General features: G+C 59.9%; 28 protein-coding genes. 11 read left to right on the forward strand and 17 right to left on the reverse strand.

Annotated elements, in window-relative coordinates:
- From BLQ98_RS16800 to BLQ98_RS16810, 3 genes are all read left to right on the forward strand, one after another.
- Positions 1-156, forward strand: a 156-nt coding sequence (locus tag BLQ98_RS16800; RefSeq protein WP_141135365.1) for a transposase domain-containing protein, incomplete at its 5' end; no start/stop codon positions are given.
- 129 nt (positions 157-285) lie between these two features.
- The gene (locus BLQ98_RS16805) at positions 286-726 is read left to right on the forward strand and encodes a c-type cytochrome (protein WP_237273909.1); all 441 of its coding nucleotides are present in this window, start codon (positions 286-288) and stop codon (positions 724-726) included.
- Positions 727-821: 95 nt separating this feature from the next.
- Positions 822-2,063: a sialidase family protein gene (locus tag BLQ98_RS16810; protein WP_237273219.1), complete on the forward strand. Its 1,242-nt coding sequence runs from the start codon at positions 822-824 to the stop codon at positions 2,061-2,063.
- A gap of 50 nt (positions 2,064-2,113) precedes the next feature.
- Here the strand turns inward: BLQ98_RS16810 and BLQ98_RS16815 are convergent, their stop codons facing one another.
- The 5 genes from BLQ98_RS16815 to BLQ98_RS16835 all read right to left on the reverse strand — a co-directional run bounded on the left by BLQ98_RS16815 (position 2,114) and on the right by BLQ98_RS16835 (position 10,227).
- A complete protein-coding gene (locus BLQ98_RS16815) occupies positions 2,114-2,602 on the reverse strand; it encodes an efflux RND transporter permease subunit (protein WP_279614939.1) in 489 nt (162 codons plus the stop codon).
- Between the two features lie 282 nt (positions 2,603-2,884).
- A complete protein-coding gene (locus BLQ98_RS16820) occupies positions 2,885-5,545 on the reverse strand; it encodes an efflux RND transporter permease subunit (protein WP_244148473.1) in 2,661 nt (886 codons plus the stop codon).
- Positions 5,542-6,978 (reverse strand): efflux RND transporter periplasmic adaptor subunit, encoded by a 1,437-nt coding sequence (locus tag BLQ98_RS16825; protein WP_090270116.1) that lies wholly within the window; start codon positions 6,976-6,978, stop codon positions 5,542-5,544. The genes BLQ98_RS16820 and BLQ98_RS16825 overlap by 4 nt, the downstream gene beginning before the upstream one ends.
- Positions 6,975-7,373 (reverse strand): FixH family protein, encoded by a 399-nt coding sequence (locus BLQ98_RS16830; protein ID WP_093734382.1) that lies wholly within the window; start codon positions 7,371-7,373, stop codon positions 6,975-6,977. Before BLQ98_RS16830 ends, BLQ98_RS16825 begins: the two co-directional genes overlap by 4 nt.
- Positions 7,374-7,899: 526 nt before the next feature.
- Positions 7,900-10,227, reverse strand: coding sequence for a heavy metal translocating P-type ATPase (locus BLQ98_RS16835; RefSeq protein WP_093734370.1), 2,328 nt, complete (start codon positions 10,225-10,227; stop codon positions 7,900-7,902).
- Between the two features lie 216 nt (positions 10,228-10,443).
- Here BLQ98_RS16835 and BLQ98_RS16840 point away from each other — a divergent pair, with 216 nt between their 5' ends.
- Positions 10,444-12,795 carry a heavy metal translocating P-type ATPase gene (locus BLQ98_RS16840; protein WP_231582198.1) on the forward strand — a complete coding sequence of 784 codons (2,352 nt, stop codon included), beginning with the start codon at positions 10,444-10,446 and terminating at the stop codon, positions 12,793-12,795.
- Positions 12,796-12,856: 61 nt separating this feature from the next.
- Positions 12,857-13,357 carry a L,D-transpeptidase family protein gene (locus tag BLQ98_RS16845; RefSeq protein WP_047998128.1) on the forward strand — a complete coding sequence of 167 codons (501 nt, stop codon included), beginning with the start codon at positions 12,857-12,859 and terminating at the stop codon, positions 13,355-13,357.
- Positions 13,358-13,382: 25 nt separating this feature from the next.
- Here BLQ98_RS16845 and BLQ98_RS18325 read toward each other — a convergent pair whose 3' ends face one another.
- From BLQ98_RS18325 to BLQ98_RS16900, 11 genes are all read right to left on the reverse strand, one after another.
- The gene (locus BLQ98_RS18325; RefSeq protein WP_093734371.1) at positions 13,383-13,547 is read right to left on the reverse strand and encodes a hypothetical protein; all 165 of its coding nucleotides are present in this window, start codon (positions 13,545-13,547) and stop codon (positions 13,383-13,385) included.
- Positions 13,544-15,040: an apolipoprotein N-acyltransferase gene (gene lnt, locus BLQ98_RS16855; protein ID WP_244148474.1), complete on the reverse strand. Its 1,497-nt coding sequence runs from the start codon at positions 15,038-15,040 to the stop codon at positions 13,544-13,546. Before lnt ends, BLQ98_RS18325 begins: the two co-directional genes overlap by 4 nt.
- Before the next feature lie 45 nt (positions 15,041-15,085).
- A complete protein-coding gene (gene lspA / locus BLQ98_RS16860) occupies positions 15,086-15,562 on the reverse strand; it encodes a signal peptidase II (RefSeq protein WP_093734373.1) in 477 nt (158 codons plus the stop codon).
- Positions 15,563-15,565: 3 nt separating this feature from the next.
- Positions 15,566-16,348 carry a ZIP family metal transporter gene (locus BLQ98_RS16865; RefSeq protein WP_040701850.1) on the reverse strand — a complete coding sequence of 261 codons (783 nt, stop codon included), beginning with the start codon at positions 16,346-16,348 and terminating at the stop codon, positions 15,566-15,568.
- Between the two features lie 10 nt (positions 16,349-16,358).
- On the reverse strand, positions 16,359-16,811 hold the full coding sequence (locus tag BLQ98_RS16870; protein ID WP_093734374.1) for a DUF411 domain-containing protein: 453 nt from the start codon (positions 16,809-16,811) through the stop codon (positions 16,359-16,361).
- A gap of 20 nt (positions 16,812-16,831) precedes the next feature.
- Positions 16,832-18,181, reverse strand: coding sequence for a M23 family metallopeptidase (locus BLQ98_RS16875; protein ID WP_237273221.1), 1,350 nt, complete (start codon positions 18,179-18,181; stop codon positions 16,832-16,834).
- Positions 18,178-18,801: an SCO family protein gene (locus BLQ98_RS16880; RefSeq protein WP_093734376.1), complete on the reverse strand. Its 624-nt coding sequence runs from the start codon at positions 18,799-18,801 to the stop codon at positions 18,178-18,180. The genes BLQ98_RS16875 and BLQ98_RS16880 overlap by 4 nt, the downstream gene beginning before the upstream one ends.
- An 8-nt stretch (positions 18,802-18,809) precedes the next feature.
- Complete coding sequence (locus tag BLQ98_RS16885; protein ID WP_043939878.1) at positions 18,810-19,241, reverse strand: copper chaperone PCu(A)C; 432 nt, start codon at positions 19,239-19,241, stop codon at positions 18,810-18,812.
- Positions 19,242-19,311: 70 nt separating this feature from the next.
- Positions 19,312-19,974, reverse strand: a complete 663-nt coding sequence (locus BLQ98_RS16890) for a DsbA family protein (RefSeq protein WP_093734377.1) — start codon at positions 19,972-19,974, stop codon at positions 19,312-19,314.
- Positions 19,971-20,414, reverse strand: a complete 444-nt coding sequence (locus BLQ98_RS16895) for a disulfide bond formation protein B (protein WP_093734378.1) — start codon at positions 20,412-20,414, stop codon at positions 19,971-19,973. Before BLQ98_RS16895 ends, BLQ98_RS16890 begins: the two co-directional genes overlap by 4 nt.
- Entirely contained in the window at positions 20,411-20,950 is a 540-nt protein-coding gene (locus BLQ98_RS16900; protein WP_237273222.1) for an SCO family protein, read from the reverse strand. Before BLQ98_RS16900 ends, BLQ98_RS16895 begins: the two co-directional genes overlap by 4 nt.
- A gap of 247 nt (positions 20,951-21,197) precedes the next feature.
- On the opposite strand from BLQ98_RS16900, the gene BLQ98_RS16905 reads away from it, so the two are divergent.
- The 6 genes from BLQ98_RS16905 (at position 21,198) to BLQ98_RS16930 (ending at position 24,985) form a co-directional block, all read left to right on the forward strand.
- Positions 21,198-21,626: a MerR family transcriptional regulator gene (locus BLQ98_RS16905; RefSeq protein ID WP_024099356.1), complete on the forward strand. Its 429-nt coding sequence runs from the start codon at positions 21,198-21,200 to the stop codon at positions 21,624-21,626.
- Complete coding sequence (locus BLQ98_RS16910) at positions 21,593-21,949, forward strand: YnfA family protein (protein ID WP_208596091.1); 357 nt, start codon at positions 21,593-21,595, stop codon at positions 21,947-21,949. Before BLQ98_RS16905 ends, BLQ98_RS16910 begins: the two co-directional genes overlap by 34 nt.
- A 113-nt stretch (positions 21,950-22,062) precedes the next feature.
- Positions 22,063-22,680, forward strand: coding sequence for a cation efflux transmembrane domain-containing protein (locus BLQ98_RS16915; protein ID WP_024099354.1), 618 nt, complete (start codon positions 22,063-22,065; stop codon positions 22,678-22,680).
- Positions 22,681-22,766: 86 nt separating this feature from the next.
- Positions 22,767-23,537: a transglutaminase-like domain-containing protein gene (locus BLQ98_RS16920; RefSeq protein WP_093734379.1), complete on the forward strand. Its 771-nt coding sequence runs from the start codon at positions 22,767-22,769 to the stop codon at positions 23,535-23,537.
- Positions 23,527-24,435, forward strand: coding sequence for a cation diffusion facilitator family transporter (locus BLQ98_RS16925; RefSeq protein ID WP_093734380.1), 909 nt, complete (start codon positions 23,527-23,529; stop codon positions 24,433-24,435). Before BLQ98_RS16920 ends, BLQ98_RS16925 begins: the two co-directional genes overlap by 11 nt.
- A gap of 175 nt (positions 24,436-24,610) precedes the next feature.
- Positions 24,611-24,985 (forward strand): methyltransferase family protein, encoded by a 375-nt coding sequence (locus BLQ98_RS16930; RefSeq protein ID WP_244148475.1) that lies wholly within the window; start codon positions 24,611-24,613, stop codon positions 24,983-24,985.
- 117 nt (positions 24,986-25,102) lie between these two features.
- Here the strand turns inward: BLQ98_RS16930 and BLQ98_RS16935 are convergent.
- The coding region (locus tag BLQ98_RS16935; RefSeq protein ID WP_141135366.1) for an IS66 family transposase at positions 25,103-25,410 on the reverse strand (308 nt) is incomplete at its 5' end.

Here is a 25,410-nt window from a genome sequence, read left to right on the forward strand (position 1 = left end):
GCCACAAACTGGGGCGTCATCGCTTCCTTGATCGAGACCTGCAAATTGAACAGTGTCGATCCGCATGCCTATCTGACAGATACGGTCACTGCCATCGTCGCAGGCCACAAACAAAGCCAGATCAACGATCTGCTACCATGGAATTACGCTAAATAGGTGGGATCGGCGCACCGCTTACCACAAGCCGGAAGAGGTCCGCGAATTCGAGGAAGCTACACTGAGATACCCGGCTTTGTCTGTGAAGAGACAGGGGGCGATCGCAACATCATGAAGGAGTCCGATAGAATGAGATGGGCCGCGATATTTTTTGCTCTGGTCACCATTGCTGCGGCGGGATGGTATTTCAAGCAGCAAACAGACTCCCAAACGGGCACCCGGACGGAGGAGGGCAGGGTGCTCCCTGCAGGTGCGCTTGCAACTGTCAAGCTGCCAAGCAGCTTGACCGAGCAGGAGCAAATTGGCGCAAGTGCTTATGATGCGGTCTGTGTCGCCTGCCACGGCCTGAATGGACAGGGTCAGGATGGCGTCGCTCCACCGCTCGTACACAAGATCTATGAGCCGAGCCATCACGGCGACATGGCGTTTGTCCTCGCGGCTCAAAATGGAGTTCGGGCGCATCATTGGAAATTTGGTAACATGCCAGCGGTTGAAGGCGTGACGCGATCAGATATTCTCGATATCGTATCTTACATTCGTGCATTGCAGCGTGCCAACGGGATATATTGAGCCGTTTCGACGGTCAAAAGGGTGGAATTGGTTCGCGGGTAACTACCATTCTGTTCGCTGCGACATGGCGACAACTGTTGGGGAAAATTCTCTAGATGAGTAAGTGTCTCGCTGCATCGATCCTGATCCTTGCTGCATTTTTTGGATCTTCCACCGCAACTCATGCCGAGGAAACCGGCCTCTTTAGATTGACCGACCGCGCAGCACCGGTCGGCATCGGCGCCCGTGAACCATCACTTGCAACCTTGCCGGATGGCCGGATCATATTGAGTTGGACAGAAGAAAAAGGAGCCGAATCTGAAGTTCGCATGGCCATCCTCGATGGCAGTGAGTGGTCGGACGCTCGCACAATTCATAAATCGTCAAAGATTTACATCAACTGGGCCGATTTTCCATCGGTAGCGGTGCTGGCTGATGGCGGCCTGGCGGCACAATGGCTTAAACTGAATGGGGAGGGTGATTACCAATATGACGTCAATATCGCTTTTTCTAAAGATGAAGGCAGAAGCTGGACGGAACCGCTTGTTCCCCATGATGACAGATCACAACGCGAGCACGGTTTTGTTTCGTTGGTTCCCGATCAGTTTGGCGGGTTGACGGCGCTGTGGCTGGATGGCCGGGAGTATGACAGTCAAACAGAAGGCGAAAACTTCGAGAATGCGATGCAGCTGCGCGCACGACAGATCAACTCTGACGGAACGATGAAGCCAGAAAGCCTGTTGGACGCGCGCGCTTGTACTTGTTGTCAGACGTCCGCAGCGCGGACCGCTTCGGGCGATATCGTGGCGGTCTATCGTGATCGAACCGCCGATGAAATCCGCGACATTTCGATTGTTCGATCTACCGGAAGGGACTGGACGCAACCCCTCACTGTTCACGACGACGGATGGGAAATTGCCGGCTGCCCCGTAAATGGCCCAGCTGTTGATACGATGGACGACAAGGTGTCCGTCATCTGGTTCACTGCAGCTGAGAATAAACCGGAGGTTCATATCGCGTTTTCGGACGATGGCGGCGCGCAGTTTGACGAACCGCTCCGCATTGACCTCGGCACAGCCGCGGGACGGGTGGATGTTCTGCAAATGCCGGATGGAAGCGCATTGGCGCTCTGGATTGAATATGTGGGAGGCGGTGAAGCGATCGTCATGTGCCACATATCGCGAAGTACCGGATGCGCAGCGCCTCAGGCGCTCCATATCAATCGGGGCGGCGGATCGATCGGTTTTCCCCGAATGGCGCGCGGAGACGCCAATACGTTTGTGGCCTGGACGCAGCCGACCGGCGGCGGGGATGGGGACACTAAAATCCGCATGGTCGAAGTCGCGGTGACTCCATAGGTTTCGAGCATACATCTCAATATCCTATTGCTTGCTTGACGCCGTTGCCCTTATTCTGCGGCCCGCCCGAGGGCCAAATCAGGCACTGTACCGGCTTGCTTCAGGCTCCACCCTTTGATGATGGCATAAACCGCCGGAATGACGATCAGGGTCAGCAAGGTTGACGACACCATTCCCCCGATCATGGGCACTGCGATGCGCTGCATGATCTCGGACCCGGTGCCATGCGCCCAAAGGATCGGCATCAGGCCGGCCATGATTGCGACAACTGTCATCATCTTGGGGCGCACGCGGTCTACTGCACCCACCATGATCGCGGCGTAGAGCTCGTCGCGGGTCAGGTCCCTGTCGCCCGCGCGGGCACGCGCTTCATTCAACGCCTGATCGAGATAGATCAACATGATCACTCCGGTTTCAGCCGCCACCCCGGCCAGCGCGATAAACCCGACGGCCACCGCAACCGACATGTTGAAGCCCATGAACCACATGAGCCAAATGCCACCGACCAGAGCGAAAGGCAGCGACAGCATCACGATCAAGGTTTCTGAACCGCCCCGGGTTTACCGGAGGGCAAAACTTTCGGAGAATTGCCCATTATGGAACAGTCACACAACAAGAAGACCTCGAAGCCGTATTCACCTGAGTTCCGCGAACGTGCGGTGCGGTTGGCGATGGAACACCGCGATGAGTATCGTAGCGAAGCTGCTTTATTCACAGCGATCGCAAGCAAATTGGGCTGGAGGTATTCTATGCAAATCTAAACACACTCGATAAAGTAGCCTGACGTTGAACAAAGCACCCTCCGGTAAAATCGGGGCGGTTCATTCCGTCAGGCGGCGGAAGTTTAGGTAAAGCAGCAGAAAGATCAGCGCCAGCGTCAGCGGCACAACAGTGGCCAGCCGCTGTTTCGCGCGTTCAAGGTATTCGAACTGACCGCTCCAGCCCAAAGAATAGCCGGGTGGCAGAGTGACGGAGGCCGCGACCGCCGCCTGAGCTTCGGCCACATAGCCGCCAAGATCGCGTCCGACGATATCGACAAAGATATATACGGCAAGCTGTCCGTTCTCGGTGCGGATCGACGTAGCTCCGCGGGTGCGTTCAATGGTGGCCACGTCCCCCAGCGGAATGGTGCCACCGCCCGGCAGTGCAACCTGAACCTCGCGCCCAATCGCCTCCGGATCAGACCGCAGTGTCGCCGGATAGCGCACTGCGACGTCGTAGCGCTCGCGCCCCTCGACGGTCTGCGTGATGGCCTTGGCCCCCAACGCCATGCCGATTATCTCTTGCACATCCTGCACCGACAGACCGTAGCGGCCAAGCGCTGTACGGTCCGGGGTGATGTCGAGGTAATAGCCGCCGATCACCCGTTCGGCATAGGCGCTGGTCGTTCCGGGCACCGTTCGTACCACGGCTTCGACCTCACGGGCGACCTTTTCCATCTCGGTCAGGCTGGTGCCGAAGACCTTGATCCCCACAGGCGTGCGGATTCCGGTGGACAGCATGTCGATGCGCGCCCGGATCGGCATCGTCCAGGCGTTCGATACGCCGGGAAATTGCAGGGCGGCATCCATTTCCTGCCGCAGGCTTTCGGTCGTCACACCGGGCCGCCATTCGTCTTCCGGGCGGAGCTGGATGATCGTCTCAAACATCTCGGTCGGCGCGGGATCGGTCGCGGTCAGGGCGCGGCCCGCCTTGCCGAAGACGGTCAGGACCTCGGGAAAGGTCTTGATGATGCGGTCTTGCGTCTGCATCAACTCTGCGGCCTTGGTGACTGACAGACCGGGCAAAGTGGTCGGCATATACATCAGCGTGCCCTCGTTCAGGACGGGCATGAACTCTGACCCCAACTGCCGCGCGGGCCAGATCGTGACCACCAGTGCGGCGAGAGCCACTATGATCGTGAGACTTTTGGCCTTCAGCACGGCGCGGATGATTGGGCGGTAAACGGCGATGAGTGCCCGATTCACCGGATTCCTGTGTTCAGGGATGATCCGGCCGCGCACGAAGACCACCATCAGCGCAGGCACCAGCGTCACCGACAGGAACGCCGCCGCCGCCATCGAAAACGTCTTGGTATAGGCCAGCGGGCCGAACATGCGTCCCTCCTGTCCTTCCAGTGCAAAGATCGGCAGGAACGATACGGTGATGATCAGCAGGCTGAAGAACAGTGCCGGGCCGACCTCGCTTGCGGCTTCGATCAGCACCTCGATGCGGGGCTTATCGGGGGCAGCACGTTCCAAATGCTTGTGCGCGTTCTCGATCATCACGATGGCGGCGTCGATCATCGCGCCGATGGCGATGGCAATGCCGCCGAGGCTCATGATATTGGCCCCGATCCCGAGGAATTTCATCGCGGTGAACGCCATGAGCAATCCGATAGGCAGCATGATGATCGCTACGAGGGCCGACCGGACGTGCAACAGAAAAATGATCGTGACCCCGGCCACAACGAGACTTTCTTCGAGAAGCGTTGTTTTCAGCGTCTCTATTGCCGACAGGATCAGGTTGGACCTGTCATAGACCGGCACGATGTCGACCCCGTCCGGCAAGCTTTGAGCAACCACATCCAGTTCTGACTTGGCGTTTTCGATCACGTCCAGTGCATTGGCGCCCACCCGTTGCAGCACGATGCCGCTGGCCACCTCGCCCTCACCGTTCAACTCGGCGATGCCGCGGCGTTCATTGGGGACGATTTCGACCCGCGCCACGTCGCGCAGGCTGATCGGGACGCCGCCGATACTGCGCAGGGTGATGTTGCCGATATCCTCGGTCCCCGACAGATAGCCCCGTCCGCGTACCATGAATTCGAACTCGGAAAGCTCTACCGTGCGCCCGCCGGTGTCCATGTTGCTTTCAGAGATGGCCTTGCCGATGTCGGACAGCGTGAACCCCTGCGCCCGCATCCGCACCGGATCCACCGTGACCGAGTATTGCTTGACGAAGCCGCCGACGCTGGCCACTTCGGACACGCCCTCGGCACGGCTTGCACCAAAGCGCACGATCCAATCCTGCAACGACCGCAATTCGGCCAGCGACAGATTTTCTCCGGTGATCGCGTATTGGTAAACCCATCCGACCCCGGTCGCATCGGGACCGAGCGTGGGCGTCACGCCGTCCGGCAGGCGGGCTGCCGCGGCGTTCAGGTATTCCAGAACGCGAGACCGTGCCCAATAGGGGTCTACGCCGTCCTCGAAGATAATGTAGACAAAGGAAATGCCGAAGAACGAAAACCCCCGCACGACGCGGGATCGCGGCACCGTCAGCATCGCCGAAGTCAGCGGATAGGTGACCTGATCCTCGACGACCTGCGGAGCCTGGCCCGGATAATCGGTCAGCACGATCACCTGCACGTCAGACAGGTCGGGAATAGCGTCGATCGGCAAGTTGCGCAGTGACCAGACCCCTGCGGCGATGATCAGGGCCGTGGCAAAGAACACCAGAACAAGGTTGCGGGCGGACCATTCGATGACACGCGCGATCATTCGACTGCCTCCGGGGCGGTCAGCGCAGCCAGGGCTGCGTTCAGGTTGCTCTCCGCGTCGATCAGAAAGGTCGAGGTGGTGACGATCCGGTCGCCCTCCACAATGCCTTCAAGGATTTCCACCATCCCGGCGGCCTGCCGCCCCAGCACCACATCCTGCGGCACAAATTTCCCCTCTCCCATATCGCGGATCACCACCTGGCGATCGCCGGTGTCGATCACCGCCGTTTCCGGCACCTGCACCACGGGCGCACCGTCGCCCGTCGCCAAAACCACATCCGCGAACATGTTGACCAGCAAGCGACCCTCGGGGTTGGACAGATCGATGCGGACGCGTGCAGTCCGGGTCTGCATATCGACTTCAGGGTATATCTTGTCGATCAAGCCGCTGAAGGTCTCGCCCGGCAGGCCTGGGAAGGTGATCGTCGCAGCGTTTCCATCCGAAAGGCCCGCGAGCGCAGATTCCGGCACGTCCGCCATGACCCAGACAACCGATGTATCGGCAATACGAAACAGCGTTTCTCCGGCCTCGGACATCATGCCTTCGACGGCCATCCGTTCGAGTACCACGCCCGACCGCGGTGCCATCAGAGTGATTTGCACCGGCGTACGCCTTTCCGCCGCGATCTTGTCGATGACGGCTGCTGGGACGCCCAGATTTGCCAGCCTTTGGCGGCTGCCTTCGACCCTCCCTTCACCGCCCCGAAGGTCGGAAACATATTGCGCCGCAGCGGCGACGACCTCTGGGGAATAGAGCATCGCCAGCGGTTCGCCCGCTTCAACGATTGATCCGGTCGTTACATCCTCAACTTCTTCGATGAACGCATCCGCACGCAATGAAATGACGCTGACTCTACGGTCGTCCAGCGCGACGATCCCCGGCGCGCGCACTGTTGTTGCCATGGGATCAAACACTGCAATTGACGTACGCACGCCCGTGCGTTGCAGCTTGCCGGGCGATACGGTCACTGATCCGGCATCGCTTACCTCGTCGGCATAGACGGGCAGGTAGTCCATCCCCATGGAATCCAGCTTTGGCACCGGCGACGTATCAGGCAGGCCCATCGGGTGGCGGTAGTAGAGTAGGGTTCGTTCGCCACTCTCTGCCTCTAGAGGCGTGATCGCCTCTGGATCAAACGATACGTCTTCGTTCGCCAGGACCGGCAAAAAGGACTTTCCATCGGCAGTCTCGGTCGACGCGGCGGACCATTCGGCGAGACCGTCAGGGTGTCGGTAGTAGATGACCGGGCCTGTCGGCGTTCGGGTTGCGGCTGGCATTGCTTCAGCTTGCCGTCCCATCAGCGCGGGGAATTGCGTCTGCGCCACATTTGCCAGCATAGCAGGCGTCCAACCCTTGACGCCTGCCGCGAGGCCCGCCCATCCAGCCGCGCCGCCAACCACGCCGATAAGCACCAATTTGCCAAAGACGCTCATGGCAGCACCTCGAGCACGATTTGCGCCTGAACAGTTTCAGGTTCGCCCTGCACCTTGGCCGCAACGGAAAACCGCCAGTTTCCGTCCATCGTCAGATCGGCGGAAAAGCGATAGAGACCCGGCTCTTCGCCGGGCAACGCCAAGACCGTCGAAGTCATCGTCTCCATGCCGTCCGGCTCCATATCCAGCCTTGTGGCAAAGATGACGGCGCCTTCGACGGGCGCATTGGTGCGGGTATCAATCAGACGAAGCTCCAGAACCGCGCCGTCTCCGAAGGGATAAGTCGTTTCGACGAGAACAAGGCTGTAATCAGATGCAGCCGCCTGTGCCATCGGCACGGAGAGCTGGGTCGCGACCACGAGGGTCGCAAGAAAGGTGGGGATATAGCGGAGCATGATACGCCTATTTTGACGGGCAACGGGAACGCCAGCCATCGTATCGACCCTGAGTCTATACGTTACATCGGCGCGTGGATTTTGGTGCGAAAGACACCTGACCCGTCATGCCTTGGGCGGTCTTTGAAGCTCAATGTCCGCATGTTGTCGGTGCGCTGCCGCCTCGGCCCGTGAGAACTCTGCGTTTCCGGGGCTCGGCAAGCTCGCTAGAGTTGCTCGTTCCAGCCCCAGCACAATCGGGGCTACCCGACATTACATCGTCGAAATGCAAGCAGCATCGCATTCCGGCATGTCCGGGCAGTCATCTGGACAGCAATCGCTTTGCATGACCATCGAAGACCCTGAATCCACGCTTGAAATGGACGCATGACTGATTTGCGCCAGAACAACGCCAATCAAAAGAGTAAGCACAAAAAGGCGCGTTTTGAGTATCATCGGTCAGCTATGTTGGATTTCTGACAGACCAGCAATACACGTTTTGCTGAAATGGATAATTGACCTACTTCACGTTCAAAACGCGGACCCGCTAAAGCTTCAATCGCCTCAGCCTGAGAGCGTTTGCGATGACCGAGACTGAAGAAAGGCTCATCGCGGCTGCGGCGATCATTGGTGACATTAATAGGCCGAAGACCGGGTAGAGGACCCCTGCCGCGATTGGAACACCGAGCGTGTTATAGGCAAACGCCCAGAACAGGTTCTGGCGAATGTTGCGGATCGTCGCCACCGCCAGTGTCCGCGCCTTGACGATGCCGTTCAGATCCCCGCGCAACAGCGTGATGCCCGCACTTTCAACCGCCACGTCCGCGCCCGTACCCATGGCAAGGCCGACGTCCGCTGCGGCCAGGGCTGGCGCGTCGTTGACACCATCACCCGCCATCGCGACCTTTCTGCCTTCGGCGTGCAGCTCGTCGACCAGCGCCTTCTTATCTTCCGGCAGAACGCCGGCCCGAACCTCGTCGATTCCAAGCCGCTGCGCCACGGCGCTGGCGGTGCGTTCGTTGTCACCTGTCGCCATGATGATCCGCAGACCTGCCTCGTGCAGTACCTTGATGGCTTCGGCAGTCGACTCCTTGATCGGGTCGGCCACTGCGACGATGCCGGACAGCTTACCTTCAATGGCTACGAACATGGCGGTCTTACCCTCGGCCCGTAGAACATCTGCCGCTTCCTCCGCCGTAGATGTGTCGAGAGACATGTCGCGCATCATTGCGGTATTTCCAAGTGCGACAGCCCGCCCCAAGACAGTTCCGCGCACGCCTTTTCCGGTCACCGCCTCGAAGTTTTCGGCATTGCCGACCTTGATGCCCTTCTCCTTCGCACCCTCCACGATGGCCTCCGCCAACGGGTGCTCCGAGCCTTTTTCCAGGGCGGCAGCTAGGGTGAGAATGGTTTCCTCGCTTTCGTCGCCCAGAGCGGCCACATCGGTCAGCTTCGGCTTCCCCTCGGTCAGGGTACCCGTCTTGTCCACGATCAGCGTATCGACCTTGGCCATGCGTTCCAGAGCTTCGGCGTCCTTGATCAGCACACCCGCCTGTGCACCGCGCCCCGCGGCCGTCGTGATCGAAATCGGGGTCGCCAGGCCCAGAGCACAGGGGCAGGCGATGATCAGCACCGACACCGCCGAGGCAATGGCAAAGACCAGAGCAGGTTCGGGTCCGAAGCTCAGCCACGCGACGAATGCGAGCAGCGCGATCAGGACAACGGTCGGCACGAAGTAGGATGAGACCTTGTCGGCAAGACCCTGAATCGGCGCGCGGGACCTACGCGCGTTCGAAACCATCTCGACGATCTGGCTCAGCATCGTGTCGGCACCCACGCGCGCGGCCTCGATGACAAGGGATCCGTTCTTGTTGATCGTGCCGCCGGTGACGGTATCGCCGGGACCTTTTTCGACCGGCAGGGGTTCGCCGGTGATCATGCTCTCGTCGATGGACGACGTACCGTCCATGACCGTGGCGTCGACGGGGATCGCGTCGCCTGGGCGGACCCGCAGACGATCCCCCTCAACGATGTTTTCCAGCGGCGCGTCATACTCTGTGCCGTCGGGCAGGATACGTCGCGCAGTTTTCGGGGCCAGGTCGAGTAGTGCCCGAATGGCATCGCCGGTCCGTTCCCGCGCCCTCAGCTCCAGAACCTGCCCAACAAAAATCAGGGTGATGATGACAACGGCGGCCTCAAAGTAGGTGCCGACCCCCGCGCCCATCCGGTAGACCTCCGGAAACACGCCCGGAAGGAACGTAGCCACCAGCGAATAGATGTAGGCCGCACCGACACCGATGGAGATCAGTGTCCACATGTTGGGCGAGCGGTTCACGATCGACGCCCATCCCCGCTCGAAGAAGGGTTTCGCCGCCCATAGGACGATTGGTGTCGCCAACGCGAACTCGACATAGGTCGCCAGTTGATGCCCGATCCAGTCTCGGACGGGCAGACCGACCAACTCACCCATGGTTAGGATGACCAGGGGAACGGCCGCCGCGGCACTGATCCACATGCGGCGGGTGAAGTCGGTCAGTTCCTCACTGGGTTCATCCGACGGTAACATCGGTTCAAGCGCCATGCCACAGATCGGGCAAGATCCGGGTTCATCACGTACGATTTCAGGGTGCATCGGGCATGTATACTGCGCGCCTGCTTGTGAGGTCATGCGACGATCCGATGCCTTGCCAGAGGCGTAGTAAACTGGATCAGCCTTGAACTTGGTGTGGCACCTGTCGGAGCAGAAATAGAAAATTTCACCGTCATAGTCTGCACGGCGTGCGTCCGGAGAAATTGTGACGGACATGCCGCACACCGGATCCACGGCATGATCCGACGACCGCTCTGACGCATCCTTGCCTACTATCTGATCCATTTCCTAGCCTTTCAAAAACTACACTGGGTCCGCAAATAGTGCTTCCCGTAGATGGAAGGTCAAGTCCAATCGCCTCGCTGTCGCGCCCGAACAGTTCAGAGGAGGTACAGTGCTGATTGTGATGGCCTTAAGCACAGAACATCCCAAGAAACTTCTTGAACCTCTAGCAACTGAAGCTCCTATCTTTGGCTCAACGCTTATTCTCAGAGGTTTCCCATGTCCCACCACGGTCCAGACACGCATCCGCACGGTCATCAGGATGATCGCAAAGACACAAAGGCTTGCTGCGGCCAGACGGCCGAAGACACCGCGCAGGTGGCAGCACCTCCACCATCCTCCGGACGCAGTTTTCGCGTTAACGGGCTGGATTGTGCGGAAGAGGTCGCGATCCTGAACAAGGTCGTCGGGCCGGAAGTCGGCGGCAGCGAGCATCTGGCCTTCGATGTGATCAACGGGCGCATGACCATTCTCAAAAGCGCCAAACCGCTCAGCGACGATAAGATCATCAAGATCGTCGGGTCGACTGGGATGAGCGCGAAGATGTGGGATGCTGAAAGCGCCGAAGCGGACCAGGCGGCCCATTTCGCACGTCAACGCCTCTTCACCGGGCTCAGCGGCGGCTTCTGGGCCGCGGGGTTCCTTTACCACATCGTCGAGACGGGGGCGGGCGGCGCGCTGCGGCTCTTCTCCGGTCATGGCGAGACGTCTATGCCTCTGGTCGAGATGGGGCTGTTCATGCTGGCGGTGGTGTTCGGAGCCTGGCTGGTCGCCCCCAAAGCATGGTCCGCCGCGCGTAGATTTTCGCCTGACATGAATTTGCTGATGATCGTCGCCGTGGCCGGGGCGATCGGTCTGGGCGAGTTTTTCGAGGCGGCAACGGTCGCATTCTTCTTTGCTCTGTCCCTCGCTCTCGAATCCTGGAGCGTGGGGCGTGCGCGCAACGCGGTCTCGGCCCTGTTGGACCTAGCACCACCCACGGCGCGCGTCATTCGTGACGACGGATCGGAGACCGATGTTCCTGCGGCTCAGGTTGCGATCGGTGACCGCTTCGTGGTGCGCGGCGGAGACCGTATCCCGCTCGACGGAGAGGTGACCGAGGGTCGCGGCGATGTTGATCAGGCTCCGATTACCGGGGAAAGTGCTCTTGTGGCAAAGGAAACTGGCGATGAAGTGTATGCCGGAACGATCAACGGCGACGGCACACTGACGGTCAGGGCCACCAAGGCCGCAGGCGATACCGTGCTCTCGAAAATCATCCGTATGGTAGGCGACGCTCATTCGCGCCGCGCCGAGGTTGAACAGTGGGTCACAAAGTTCGCCCGCATCTACACGCCTATTGTCATGGTGCTGGCGGTTCTAATCGCCGTCGTTCCACCGCTGCTGTTCGCGGGGGCATGGAATTATTGGTTCTACAATGCACTGGTTCTCCTGGTAATCGCTTGCCCCTGTGCGCTCGTGATTTCTACGCCGGTCTCCATCGTCGCTTCGCTCGCGGCCTCGGCACGCAATGGCGTGCTGATCAAGGGCGGTGCCTATGTGGAGGCGCCGTCACGCCTGACAGCTCTGGCAATGGACAAGACCGGGACGATCACCATGGGAGAACCGGAGGTCGCGGGTCTGCATCCCTTGGGCGGCACGGCCGAGCGCGACCTTCTGAGCGCCGCTGTCGCGCTGGAAGCCCGCTCTTCGCATCCTCTCGCGCGGGCCATCCTGGTGCGCGGCGAACGCGATGGGCTGAAGCAGTCGGCGGCTACCGACACCCAAACGGTGCCGGGCCGCGGTGTCGAGGGAACCTGGGAGGGTCAGCCCGTCTGGCTCGGTTCGGATCGATTTGCGACCGAGAAGGGGCTTGGCGAAGCGATCCCCCGCGACCTGCTGGAACGGATCGAAGGGGCTGGCAGCACACTCGTGGCCGTAGGCTCCGGAAGCCGCCTGCTGGGCCTGATCGAACTGCGCGACCGTATCCGCCCGGATGCGAAGGGGGTCGTGGCGCGTCTGCATGCCCAAGGCGTGCAAAAGATCATCATGCTGACCGGCGACAATGAACGCACGGCGCGCGCCGTGGCGGCGGAAGTCGGCATCGATGAGGTTCGCGCAGAACTGCTGCCAGAAGACAAGGTGGCGGCAATCGAAGAACTGGTTGCCAGTTACGATGTCGTGGCAATGATCGGAGATGGTGTGAATGACGCACCTGCCATGGCGCGGGCGCATTTCGCCATCGCCATGGGTGCGGTCGGATCGGATGCCGCCATTGAGACCGCCGATATCGCCCTGATGACGGACGACATCGCCAAGGTGCCATGGCTGATAGGCCATTCCCGCCGCACCATGAACGTCATCCATCAGAACATCGCTATTGCGCTTGCGACGAAGGCGCTGTTCGTCGGGCTGACAGCGTTCGGCATGGCAACAATGTGGGGTGCCATCGCTGCGGATGTCGGCGTTTCGCTGCTGGTTGTCGCCAACGCGCTCAGGCTGCTCCGGGCCAAGAAGGACCGGCCAGACGGGTCCGGGGGAGAGAAAGTGGGAGAGAAGATGGCGCAGGGAGCCCTGGCGCACGGCCATTGATTGATCAAGCATACCGATACCGATATGAGTGGACAGGTAAAAAGATCGAGCGGACGACATGATGAAAACGACACGACGAACGGCACTCTTGGGCGGACTTGCACTTGGCCTTGCAGGGTGCGCCAGCAAATTCCGAACCTACGATGGGCCCGAGGTCACCCGGTTGCAGATGTTCAAAGGTGACCGGAACCTGTTCCTGTTCAACAATACCTCGGTCCTGAAAGCCTACAGGATAGACCTCGGTTTCGCGCCCGAGGGGCCCAAGCAGTTCGAGGGTGACGGGAAAACGCCCGAAGGGGCTTATACCGTCGACCGACGCAATCCCGACAGTCTGTTCCATCTCTCCATCGGAATCTCTTATCCGAACGAGGCCGATATCGCCTTCGCCGCTGCACAGGGCCGTGAGCCAGGCGGCGACATTTTCATCCATGGCGGGCCACGACCCGGGATCGACGCGATCAAGCCAGACTGGACGGCGGGTTGCATCGCGGTGTCGGACCGCGAAATTGAGGATATCTACGCGATGGTGCGGGACGGGACGCCGATCGACATATTCGCCTAGCGCCTATCCGGCCTTGGACGGCGGTTCATAGAACCCGTGCAAGAACGATCGAGGCGAACAACGCCAGGAGTCCGAATGCGATCGCGGAACTTGCCGCGTACTGGGCGATGACCAGCCTGTTGCCGCCACGCTTCTTGGCGAGATATCCGCCCCATGCGGCGCCGACCAATGCTCCGAAGATCACGATCATGGTGCCTTTTCCTTTCCAATAGTCAACCCAATGGCACCCGCGATGCACGCTGCCAAAACGAGCAGGAACATCATCTGCCCGTATTTCGCGAATGGCGTGGCCGGGAGCGCAGCTGGCAAGCGGGCGTCCAGCACGCCGGTCTCATCGAGCCCGAGGCGGGCGACGATCCGGCCGTACCCATCGATAACTGCTGAAATGCCCGTGTTGGCCGCGCGAACCAAAGGCAGCCCCTCTTCGACCGCGCGCATCCTGGCAGAGGCCAGATGTTGCCGGGGACCGAGAGACGCACCGAACCAAGCGTCATTGGTGGCGTTGAATATCCAGTCCGGACGCGAAGCGGCGTCTACGACACGTCCCGGAAAAATGGCCTCGTAGCAGATCGAAAGGCCGACCGGAGATAAACCGGGTAGCTCAACGGTCTGGGGGCCGGTACCGGGCGTGAAGTCCCCAAGCCCTGCGGTCAATCGCTGGATCGGAAGAAAACTCCGCAGGGGAACGTATTCCCCGAACGGCACGAGGTGATGCTTGGCGTATCGCGTGACGATCTGTCCGGTCTGATCGACTGCGAGGATCGAATTTCTGTAGCGTGTGCCAGTGCCGTCCGACTCGCGCGTCTGTGCACCGGTCAGAAGAACGCGGCCCTCAGGCAGACGTTCTGCAATTCGACCCAACATTTCAGGATTCTCATCAAGATAACCGGGAAATGCACTTTCAGGCCAGAGAAGAACGTCGAAGCTGCCAGACTGCGCAGACAGGTCCAGATAGCGGGATATGTTCCGTTCGCGGAACGCGGGGTCCCATTTCTCCGTCTGAGGAATGTTTCCCTGAACGATCCTGACGGTTGTGTCTGTTGGCGGTGTGGTGGCCATAAGGCGAACCGTACCGAGGGTTCCGGCACCCCCCACCACCGACATGAAAACAAATGCGGCGAACGCATTTTGCCGACGATTCCGCATGAGGAGCGTTACGGGCAGGACCGACAGCAGAACTGTGACGAGGCCAAGTCCGTAGCTGCCAACCCATGCGGCCATTTGGCGTGGAATATCGTAGTCGGCCCATGCATAGGCGATCAGGTTCCAGGGAAAGCCTGTCAGCATGGTGCCGCGCAGCCATTCCGAAACCGACCAGCAGACCGCGAAGATCAATGCGCCGGAGACACCTTTCGTCCTGCTCCATGCGAACGCTGCCATTGCCGCCGCCGGAAACAGCGCAAGGCCGGCGGCCAGTCCAGCCACCGCAGGAACGGCCATCCAGCCGAACCGCTCCGCGTCGACGAAAAAGCTCTCCGCGATCCAGGACAATCCGAACAGGAAGAAGCCAACGCCGAACGCCCATCCGGCAAGTCCGGCCCGCATGCGGCTCTCTCCGACCGTAAGGAGATACAGCGCGCCAAACGCGACGGGCAAAAGCACCGGCATCGAGAATGGTGGCAGAGCGAAAACTGCCAAAGCGCCGAGGCCGAATGCACAGAATGTGAGGATGATACCTGACATTCCGGAAATGCGGAGAACAGTGATGCCGATTGAAATCACCGAGATCTATCTTGAGGTTTCGGACGCAGCGACCTTTTCGCGCCCCGAGAAGATCAGCAAAATCCCCACGCCGCAGACCACGAAGACATCCGCGAGGTTGAACGCTGGCCAATGCGCCGTTCCGAGATAGAAATCCAGAAAATCGGTCACCCCTTCAAAGCGAAGACGATCGACGATATTCCCAAGAGCGCCGCCGATCACCATGCCGTAGGCAACCGCCTCGGCTGCCTGCGTTGCCCGGATCAGTGAAACGACGAGGAACAGAACGACGGCGGTGGCGACCAATGCAAGGACCCACCACGGCACATTTTGAAAGAACCCAAAGGTCACCCCGTAGTTGCGGTGGAAGATCAGGTTGAAGCCGGGGAATACAGCGACGCCGGTGGCGAGCGCTTCTGCGTTCGCAAGCACGAACGCCTTCGATGCCTGATCGGCGGCGAGCGCCGCGACAGCTGTACAAATGCCGATGGAACGAGTTGCCATGGATCACCCCAACCAGACATCGAGGAACAGCATGACGACGAGCCCGATCGCGAGCCCGGTCGTCGCCTGCTTCTGGTGGCCGCTGCGATGGGTTTCCGGGATGATCTCGTGGCTGATGACGTAAAGCATCGCGCCCGCCGCAAAAGCCAGACCCCAGGGCAAGAGAGGCTGCGCCACGACGATCATCGCGGCACCAAGAAAGCCCGTGACGGGTTCGACCAAACCAGTCAGTGCTGCGATGCCGAACGCACGGCCCGCCGAGTATCGCTCGCCCAGTAGGGCGACTGCAACGGCCAGCCCTTCAGGCGCATTCTGCAATCCGATCCCGAGAGCGACGGGAAATCCGCCTGTAAAACCGTCGGCACCGAACGCAACGCCGACGGCCAAACCCTCCGGCGCATTGTGGATCGTGATGGCGATGATGAAGAGCCAGACACGGCGCAGCGAGACCGCCTCTGGGCCTTCGCGCCCGCTGCTGAAATGCTCATGCGGGATCATTTCGTTCATCATGGCGACCGCGCCCATGCCCATCAGGATCGCAGCACAGACGATCAGCGCCGGTATCGCGCCATCCCCGTATCGGCCCTCCGCTGCGTCGAGTGCCGGTATAATGAGAGAAAAGAAAGACGCGGCAAGCATGACCCCGGCGGCAAAGCCGAGCGAAATATCGCGCCATTTGCGTGACGGGGTCTTGCCGAGAAGCACGGGCGTCGCCCCGACGGCGGTCATGAGACCGGCGGCCAGGCTGCCTAGAAAGCCCAGTGCGACTGGTGAGAGTGTTGTGATTTGCTCCACTTTAACTCGCCGGATAGGACGAAAAGATCTCAGTGGAGCCGTCGGATTTCACCAGAAAGACATCGTAGGCTTCGGCATCGTCGCCGAAATCCATGCCGGGCGAGCCGATGGGCATGCCGGGCACGGCCAGGCCTATGGCATCGGGACGTTCTTCAAGCAGTCGAGTAATATCGGCTGGCGGAACGTGACCCTCGATGGTGTAGCCTTCGACGGTCGCCGTGTGACAGGAGAACATATCGACGGGAATACCGCGATCCATTTTCAGACGGATCAACGCCCCGCCCATATTCTCACCTTCAGGAGCGAACCCGGCATCGGACAGCTTTTCCATCCAGGCAAGGCAACAACCGCAGCCACGCGTCTTTCCGACGTGGATAGCGGTCTGGGCGGTTACTGCCGTCGCGGCAGCAATCATGAGGGTCGCAGCGGCCACGGTTTGAAACCTGTTTTTCATCGGAATTCCTTTCAAATCAGTCATGTGTCTTCGCGAAGAAAGGTCGCGAACCGTGTGCGCGTCTCTTCAAGGATTTCAGTGGCGTCCGCAGTGTCGAAATTTTCCGCAGAGGCGAGCAATTCCTCCCCGAGCGGATCGATAGGTCGGCCGTCCACGCGCACTTCGTAGTGAAGGTTCGGAGCTGTCGCCGTGCCTGTCTCACCGACCTGGCCAATCGTTTCGCCCGCGACCACGCGGTTTCCGACGGCCAGACCCTCCGGCACAGCGCTGAGGTGCGCATAGCGGGTCATTGTGTCTGACCCGTGCGCGATCTCGACCACCCGGCCATACCCGCTCCGCCATCCGATGAAGGAGACCCGTCCGGGTGCGGTCGCTGCAATCGGTGTCCCCGCAGCGGCGGCATAATCGACACCTGTGTGCATCCGCATATTGCCGTAGATCGGATGCTTGCGCTGCCCGAAGACCGACGACAGTCGTGCGCCTTCCACCGGCGGCGCGACCGTCCGCAGGATTTCACCATTCAAATAGACCGTTGCCCGCCCGCTGTCTTCGGCTGACCAGAGGATTTCGAAGCGGTCGTCGGTCAGATCGAGGGCCGCATAGGAGATGGACGGTTGACCGACCTCTGAACCATCGCGAAGGACGGTCTGACCCCAAAGGATATTCAGGGTCTCTCCGCCTTGAAGATCCCTGCGAAAGTCGACCGTTTCCCCGAGGATTTGTGCGAGATCGACGGCAAAACGGGCCGGGACGCCTGCTCGATCCAGCGAAGCGTAGATCGACCCGTTCACCAGCAACTGGCTCGCACGCTCGACTGTCAACGCGCTCGGCGTTACCGTCCGGCTCGCAATGGTGTCGTCCAGGGTGACTTCGATCCGCACACCGTCATCGACAGCCAACGTCACAACGAATGGCGTGCCGTCCGGGCGAAAGTCGACGCTGAGACGATGGCCCGGTCGAAGGCGGCGCAGGTCGTATTCAACCGTCAGTGCCAGTGCGACTTCGGTCCGTGTTTGCGCATCCATGTCCGCGAGAGAGAGAAGCACGTCCAATGTGTCACCCGCCTCGACCGTCGCCTCCCAAGGCGGCGTGGCGAGGGCCTGAACAAGCGCCATCAGATTATCTGGCTCGGCCCGTTCGAGTGCGGGAAACTCAGGCGGCTGAAAAGCGGCCGGAAGCATATTCGGCATCGTCTCGCCAGATGCGTTGACGCCTGGTCCATCGAGAGGTTCGGGTGGACTGTCCAAGGCTTCCGGAGCCTCGGAAAAGATGTACTCGGACGGCGCCTCCAGGATCAAAGCCCGGCTCGCTATCGTGCTGACCGCTGCCGCGGCCATTGTCGTTCCCAGAACGATATGTCTCAGTTTCAAGATTCTGCCCTCTCGGTTCTGTTCTGCATCGCGCGCCTTATCTTCGGCACGGCGAATTCGCGTGGTTCGTGATAGTCGATGGTGGTGACGAAGCGACCTGTCGCATCGAACAAGAAAACACCCGCCGTGTGGTTCATCGTATATTCGCCGTTTTCCCCCTCAACCTTCTCATAGGTGGCACGGAAACCATCGGCGATGGCCGCGATCTGGTCTGGCAAGCCCGTCCATCCTTGTATCTGCGGATGGAAATACGAGACATACTCGGCCATGGCCTCGACCGTGTCGCGGTCCGGATCTACGGTGATGAAAACGGTATTCAGGTCTTCGGCGTCCGGCCCAATCTCGTCGAGCCATCCGGAAATGTCCGAGAGGGTCGTCGGGCAAACGTCGGGGCAATAGGTGAATCCGAAGAAGACCAGACTCGGCTCGCCGATGAGGGTTTCCGGGCCGACATCCCGACCATCCTGATCCGTCAGGCTGAATTCCATAGCAGTCAGCGGTAGAGACCGCTTGCCCGGCGCGGAGTCAGCGCCAGGCCCATCTACCTGCCACCAGCCGACAAACAGGGCGGCAAAGACCGCCGCCGCTCCGATCGCTGCGATTTTGGCCACCCTCATCATCAGCCGGATCAGCCTTCGGGGCCGCGTGCGCCGATGCCAAGGACCGGGACGGTGATTTCAAGCTCTGTTCCATCGGAAAAGAGCAGGGTCAGCGGAAAGGTCTCCCCCTCGACGAGCGGAGATTGCAGTTGCATCAGCATGGCGTGATATCCGCCGGGTTCAAGGGCGAACATACCCCCGGGCGGGATCACGATATCGTCCGCCGGAGCCATGCTGCTGACGCCGTCAGAATTGGTTCTGGTTTCGTGGATCGAAGCCATGCCGGAGATCTCCGCGCGAAGACCGATAAGGGAGATCTGATCGCTGCCCTCGTTCCGAACGGTCAGATAGGCCCCGCCGGGCCGCGACATTCCAAGGCTCGCGCGCGCCCAGGGGCTCTCGACCACAATCGATGCGTTCTCTGACAACTGCTGCGCTGAGGATGCCATTGGCAAGCCCATCAGAAGAGCGACAGACAGGCTCTGGATTGCCTTTGCGAAGGTTTTGAACACGTTGGGTCTCCTGTTCGTTCTAGTTTGTTGCCGCAGCCTCGACTTCGGCTTGGACGAGCGACAAGAGCTGCTCCGCACCGAACTCTGGCAAAGGCTTACCGTTGACGAAGAACGTCGGTGTGCCTTGGATTCCGACAGCTTCGACGTCTGCCCGGTCTTGATTGAGGACGCCGACGATGCTGGGTGACATGATCTGATTTGCGGCGGCGTCTGTGTCCAAGCCCGCCGCTCCGGCGATCTCCATGATGCGCTCAGCTGCCGGAGCGCCGTGAGAGGCCCAGGCGGGCTGATTTTCAAGCAGCGCTTCCAGCACGGGAACAAAAACGTCCTGCAACCGAGCCGCTTCCAGCACCTTGATTGCCAGCTCGGACCCCTCGCCGTGGAACGGCGTGTAGCGCATGACGACGCGCACATCGTCGGGATATTGCGCCAGTATCTGCTTCACGATGGGATGGAAGGCGCGGCAGGCCTCGCAGGCTGGGTCGAAGAACTCCACGATGGTCACTGGCGCATCCTCACGCCCGAGTATGGGAGAATAGGACCGAACAAGACGATCCTGTTGTTCCAGCGGAGCGGCTGTCGCCACCGGGGTCGGATCGGGGCGCGATACGAACCAGGCACCAGCCACGAAAACGGCCAGTACCAGAGTGAGTATCGCGAGCAGAAGTGTCTTTCGGTTCATATTGATATCCGTCGAAGTTGAATGAGAAGGACAAGGATCGCCCCGAACGTCAGCAGGGAAAGCAGAGGGATTGGCAGGCCAAGGATCAGCATCGCGTCATCGGTGCAGGATGGCCCGGACGCCGTGCAGGGGACGATCGGCGCCGGCACGATCCCTGCGTAAAGCAGGGAATGGTAAAGGGCGACGGCACCACCCAGAACCGCGAGCGGCGCGGCATAGCGCCAGATCGAGAGGTCGGCGCGCCACGCCGCCACCCCGAGGATAATCGCGAGCGGAAACATGAAGGCACGCTGGAACCAGCACAGATTGCAGGGGGTCTGCCCCAGAACCTCTCCGATGAAGAGCACGGCGAGCGACGCGGACAAGGCGACGAACCATGCCGCGAACAGGAAAGCTACCGGGCTCGCCGCGCTTGGCTTTGCGTCTGGGCCAGCTGTCACGCGCCGATCCTTTCGCGAAGATCAGTAACGATCAGTCCGGGTTCCTCGTCGTATTCGTAGATGCGGACAAATTCACCTTCCGGATCGAAGAGAAGGAAGGACGACGTATGCCCCATCGTATAGCCGTCGGGTGCCGAGGCTTCCTCAATCTTCTGGTAGTAGATCTTGAAGGTCTCGGCAGTGCGTTCGATTTGCTCCGGCGGTCCGCTCAACCCAAGGATTCCCTGACCAAACTGGGGAACGTAGTTGGCCAGAGCGCTTGGCGTATCCCTTTCAGGGTCGACCGTGATGAACAGGGGCTGGACGGCGGAACCTTGGGTGCCGAGCTCGTCCATGACCTGCGCGATGGTTGCGAGCCCCATGGGACACACGTCGGGGCAGTTCGCAAATCCGAAAAAGACGAGCATCCAGCGCCCTCGGAAATCCTCGTCGGTCTGCACCATACCGGTATGGTCCGTCAGCTCAAAATCCGCAGTGAAACTCTCGGCCTCAGGATCAACACGCGCGGCGAACGGTCCCTGATTGCGTTCAGTCATCCAAAGCGTGGCTGACACCGCCGCAGCGACAACCACTGCCGACCAGAGAACTATCCGGACCTTCTTCATTGCTTGCGCTACCCACCTGTTCAGTTTGTCTGTGCGCGGGATACAAGCTACAGCAGATAGAGGTTCAAGCGAAAAGTTACTTTTTGTTGTCCGAAGTCACGCCAAAGTGAAACCTTTGTCTTTTCAATGGAGTTGTCTCTTCAGTAAGCTACAGTCTTTGTAGATTGAAGGATCTCACATGCTGGCAATTGGAACACTCTCGCGGAGAACCGGAACCAAGGTTCAGACGATCCGCTACTACGAAGAAATCGGTTTGATGAACGAGGCCGGAAGGACCGCAGGCGGCCAGCGCCGTTACTTTGAAAAGGACCTCGACCGGCTGGCTTTCATCCGGCACTCACGCCAGCTCGGATTTTCGCTCGACTCCATCCGGGAGCTGCTGGACCTCTCGGACAACCCGTCCCAATCCTGCGCGGAGGCGGATTCGATCGCGCGTCGGCAACTCCACCAAGTCGAACAGCGGATCAAGCGTCTGCAAGCGCTTAAGAAGGAATTGAAACGCATGGTCGCCGAGTGCGACGGTGACAGCGTTGCGGAGTGCAAGGTTCTGGAGGTCCTTCGAGACCATGCGGAATGTCTCACCGAGCACGACGAGATTGGGGCTTGAACGCCGCAATTGCCTATCCGCTGGCTGCTGTCGCGGAGATCAGCGGGTGTTTCGCCATCTGGGCGTGGTGGCGTCTTGGGGCATCACCGCTCTGGCTCGCACCCGGCATAATCGCGCTCGCGCTTTTCGGCTGGTTGCTGGCGCAGGTCGAAACCAGCGCAGCGGGCCGCGCTTTCGCAGCCTATGGCGGCATCTACATCGGGGCCTCCATGCTCTGGATGTGGTTCGTCGAGGGCGAGCGACCTGACAGATGGGACTTCATAGGGACGTCCATCTGTTTGATCGGTGCCGCGATTATTCTTTCGGTGCCCAGAGGGACGTAAATAAGCTATTTTGGATCTATAGTCGCTAGAGGTTCTATATATCTTTTTGACAGCTTCATCCGAAGAGGGCGTTTCTGCCCCCTTTCTTAGAAATCGGAAGGTTTGCCAGTTCGATGGTCGAAAGCGAATTCAGCGGGAAGAATGAAAAAGAGCGCCAGACGCTCTGGATTGTTCTCGGTCTCAATCTCGCAATCGCTGCGGGGTTCTTCGCCACGGGAGCTATCGGCGATTCCAGCGCCCTGATCGCCAATGGTCTCGACAACACATCCGACAGCCTCGTCTATGGCATCAGCCTTCTGGCCTTGTCCCGGTCGTCGAAGTGGAAGCGGGGTGCCGCGAACGTATCCGGCGGATTGCTTCTGATCTTTGCGGTTGGCATTCTGATTGACGCTTGGCGGCGCTATGTCGGCGGTTCCGAACCGCTCGGAACTCTGATGATCGCAATGTCGCTGATCGCTGCGGTCGTCAACCTCGCCTGCATCTGGCTGCTCGGGCGACTGAAGGAACCGGACGTGAACATCCGGGCCGCCAACACCTTCAGCCTCAACGATTTCGCATCGAACGGCGGCATCCTGATCGCGGGCGGTCTCGTTTGGTGGTTGGGCAGCAACTGGCCCGACCTCGTTGTCGGGGTCGCGGTGGCTGGCATCGCGGCGTGGGGCGGCATAGGCATCCTGCGGGACGCGCATGACGAGCATCACAAGGCAGTTCACAATCACCAACCAGAATAGTCTCTCGCGTCGCGACAAGATAAAGGTTGAAGCTACAGTGACTGTAGAAACCATCACCTCTGTATAGTTGATTCTAGGAAACGCTCATGACCCCTGTTGACCCGCTGCTTTCGTCCACGCCACTCTTGGATTTCAGGCATCCTTCACTTGCCACTCTGATCGCCGACCGGGGGTGGGGAACCTTGCCGCTGCATGATCGAATTGGTGCAATCTACGACTTCGTGCGAAACGAGATCGACTTTGGCTATAACCGCGCCGACGACATTCCTGCCTCCGAAGTACTCGATGACAGGTATGGACAATGCAACACGAAGGGAACGCTGCTGATGGCGCTTCTACGCGCTGTCGGCGTAAGATGCCGCTTGCACGGGTTCACAATCCACAAAGCGTTGCAACGGGGCGTCGTGCCTGAACTGATCTATCCGATCGCACCCGCAGAAATCCTCCACTCATGGATCGAGGTCGAGACCGAGGCAGAATGGGTCGATCTTGAGGGCTTCATCCTCGACACATCCTTCCTGTTGGCCTTGCAGCGGTCGTTTTCCGAGACTCAGTCCCTATGCGGCTACGGTGCCGGGACCGACTGCTTGAGCGCACCGCCAGTCGGATGGACGGGGGAGAGTACATATATCCAGAAGACCGGCATTGCCCGCGATTTTGGAACATTCGATAATCCTGACATGTTTTATGAGCACCATCGTCAGGCGTTAGGCCCGCTGCGCGACTGGATCTATCGGCACCTCATTCGCCATTGGATGAATGCCCGCGTCAGGGCGATCCGCGCTGGTCGTTTGCCAAGCGTTCCAGGGCTCAGCCGGCCAAACCACGGCCATGAGGAGGCTTCTCGTGCCGCATGATCATGCCCATATGGAGCCTAAAGAAGGCGACCGGCGGGTTGCCATTGCCATCTGGGCAAACGGCCTCCTGACGGTCGCGCAGATTGTCGGAGGGATACTTTCCGGCAGCTTGGCGCTGATCGCGGATGCCATCCACAACTTCTCCGACATGGCGTCGCTCGTCATCGCATTCGGCGCGCGCAAGATCGCGCGCCGCCCGGCCGATGCGAAAATGACCTTCGGATATGGCAGGGTCGAGATCGTCGCCGCGCTTATCAATTATACCTCGCTGATCATCATCGGCCTTTATCTGGTCTATGAGGGCGCGATGCGGTTTGTTGATCCGCCCGAAGTCGCGGGTTGGACCGTGGTCATCCTGGGCAGTGTGGCGCTGTTCATCGATACCCTCACCGCGTGGCTGACCTATTCGATGCAGAAAGGCAGCGTGAACATCCGGGCGCTGTTCCTCCACAACCTCAGCGATGCGCTGGCGTCTGTGGCCGTGATCGTCGGTGGCGTTCTCATCCTTCTCTACGATGTCCGCTGGGTTGATCCGGCGATCACCATCGGGATTGCCGCCTATATCCTCTGGCTCGCCTTCAGCGAGATCGGTGGCCCGATCCGCACCCTGATGTTGGGAAGCCCGCCCGATATCGACACGGACAAGGTTATCGCGGCCGTGGAGGACGTGGACGGAGTCGAGGAAGTTCATCACGCACATTTCTGGCAGATGCAGGAGCATCGTGCGGCGCTCGATACCCACGTCGTAATCGCCGAGGACCGCTGGGATGACCTCGAAAACATCAAGACGGCAATCAAGACCCGCCTCGACGAGGAATTCGGGATCGACCACTCAACGCTGGAGTTTGAACGCTCAGCGACCAAACATCGGGACGCACACAGGTATGGTCATGGGTGACCTCAAAACCGTGGTTCTCGTGCTGGGTTGTGCGGCCAATCTGTTGCTGGTCGCGGGTATACTCTGGTCCATGTTCCAACCGGAGCGACGAGTCTGGCCGCCGATTCACTCTACAGGAGCCCACAAGATTGTCGTCTGGGGACTTACGTGCGTCGGCTTCGGATCTGCCATCGTTTTGGCTCTGCTAGAATGGGGTGAGCTCGACTTCCCATGGATCATACGTTGGGGTCTGGGGCTTTGTCTGATCGTTCTGGGCAATGCCGTTGTCTGGTCCGGTGTGATGCAACTTGGGATGGCGGCGACGAGTGGTGATGAAGGCGTTCTGCGGACCCGTGGCCTTTACCGGTTCTCCCGCAATCCTCAGTATGTGGCTGACATGGCGATCCTCATCGGGATCGGACTGCTCTCCGCCTCGATCCTCGCGTGGCCAGTGATTATCACCGGCGTTACTGCATTGGCACTCGCGCCCTTCGCTGAAGAGCGCTGGTTGATTGATCGCTACGGGGACCCATACCGAGGCTACCTCCGCACAACCCGCAGGTTTCTCTGACAGCATAAGGACAGCTGATCTCACGGCTTTGTGAGTGGCAGCCTGTTGAAGCTCTAGTGGGTGGAGGTCCGAGAATAGTCCAACAGATAAAATTTGAGGTTTTCAGTAAGCGTTGCTTCAGGCTTTGAAGTTCCACGGTAGCAGCTGATCAATGTCTTTCTGTTTATGGCCATTGACGATAGCTGTGATGACACTGGACAGGTAGTTGTGCGGCTCGATCTGGTTCAGTTTGCAGGTTTCGATCAGTGACGCGAGCATCGCCCAGTTTTGCGCGCCCGCGTCGTGACCGGCAAATAGCGCGTTCTTTCTTTGCATGGCGATAGGGCGGATGGTGCGCTCCACAGCGTTGCTGTCCATTTCAATGCGGCCATCGTCGAGGAACAGGATCAGGCCTTCCCAGTATTTGGCGATGTATTTTAAGGCGT

The organism is Sulfitobacter litoralis, from assembly GCF_900103185.1.
GTDB classification, from domain to species: domain Bacteria; phylum Pseudomonadota; class Alphaproteobacteria; order Rhodobacterales; family Rhodobacteraceae; genus Sulfitobacter; species Sulfitobacter litoralis.

Coding starts and splice junctions, on each gene's coding strand:
- BLQ98_RS16805 (WP_237273909.1), top strand. CDS start 286: ATGAGATGGGCCGCGATATTTTTTGCTCTGGTCACCATTGCTGCGGCG.
- BLQ98_RS16810 (WP_237273219.1), top strand. CDS start 822: ATGAGTAAGTGTCTCGCTGCATCGATCCTGATCCTTGCTGCATTTTTT.
- BLQ98_RS16820 (WP_244148473.1), bottom strand. CDS start 5,545: ATGATCGCGCGTGTCATCGAATGGTCCGCCCGCAACCTTGTTCTGGTG.
- BLQ98_RS16825 (WP_090270116.1), bottom strand. CDS start 6,978: ATGAGCGTCTTTGGCAAATTGGTGCTTATCGGCGTGGTTGGCGGCGCG.
- BLQ98_RS16830 (WP_093734382.1), bottom strand. CDS start 7,373: ATGCTCCGCTATATCCCCACCTTTCTTGCGACCCTCGTGGTCGCGACC.
- BLQ98_RS16835 (WP_093734370.1), bottom strand. CDS start 10,227: ATGGATCAGATAGTAGGCAAGGATGCGTCAGAGCGGTCGTCGGATCAT.
- BLQ98_RS16840 (WP_231582198.1), top strand. CDS start 10,444: ATGTCCCACCACGGTCCAGACACGCATCCGCACGGTCATCAGGATGAT.
- BLQ98_RS16845 (WP_047998128.1), top strand. CDS start 12,857: ATGAAAACGACACGACGAACGGCACTCTTGGGCGGACTTGCACTTGGC.
- BLQ98_RS18325 (WP_093734371.1), bottom strand. CDS start 13,547: ATGATCGTGATCTTCGGAGCATTGGTCGGCGCCGCATGGGGCGGATAT.
- lnt (WP_244148474.1), bottom strand. CDS start 15,040: ATGTCAGGTATCATCCTCACATTCTGTGCATTCGGCCTCGGCGCTTTG.
- lspA (WP_093734373.1), bottom strand. CDS start 15,562: ATGGCAACTCGTTCCATCGGCATTTGTACAGCTGTCGCGGCGCTCGCC.
- BLQ98_RS16870 (WP_093734374.1), bottom strand. CDS start 16,811: ATGAAAAACAGGTTTCAAACCGTGGCCGCTGCGACCCTCATGATTGCT.
- BLQ98_RS16880 (WP_093734376.1), bottom strand. CDS start 18,801: ATGATGAGGGTGGCCAAAATCGCAGCGATCGGAGCGGCGGCGGTCTTT.
- BLQ98_RS16885 (WP_043939878.1), bottom strand. CDS start 19,241: ATGGGCTTGCCAATGGCATCCTCAGCGCAGCAGTTGTCAGAGAACGCA.
- BLQ98_RS16890 (WP_093734377.1), bottom strand. CDS start 19,974: ATGAACCGAAAGACACTTCTGCTCGCGATACTCACTCTGGTACTGGCC.
- BLQ98_RS16900 (WP_237273222.1), bottom strand. CDS start 20,950: ATGACTGAACGCAATCAGGGACCGTTCGCCGCGCGTGTTGATCCTGAG.
- BLQ98_RS16905 (WP_024099356.1), top strand. CDS start 21,198: ATGCTGGCAATTGGAACACTCTCGCGGAGAACCGGAACCAAGGTTCAG.
- BLQ98_RS16910 (WP_208596091.1), top strand. CDS start 21,593: ATGTCTCACCGAGCACGACGAGATTGGGGCTTGAACGCCGCAATTGCC.
- BLQ98_RS16915 (WP_024099354.1), top strand. CDS start 22,063: ATGGTCGAAAGCGAATTCAGCGGGAAGAATGAAAAAGAGCGCCAGACG.
- BLQ98_RS16920 (WP_093734379.1), top strand. CDS start 22,767: ATGACCCCTGTTGACCCGCTGCTTTCGTCCACGCCACTCTTGGATTTC.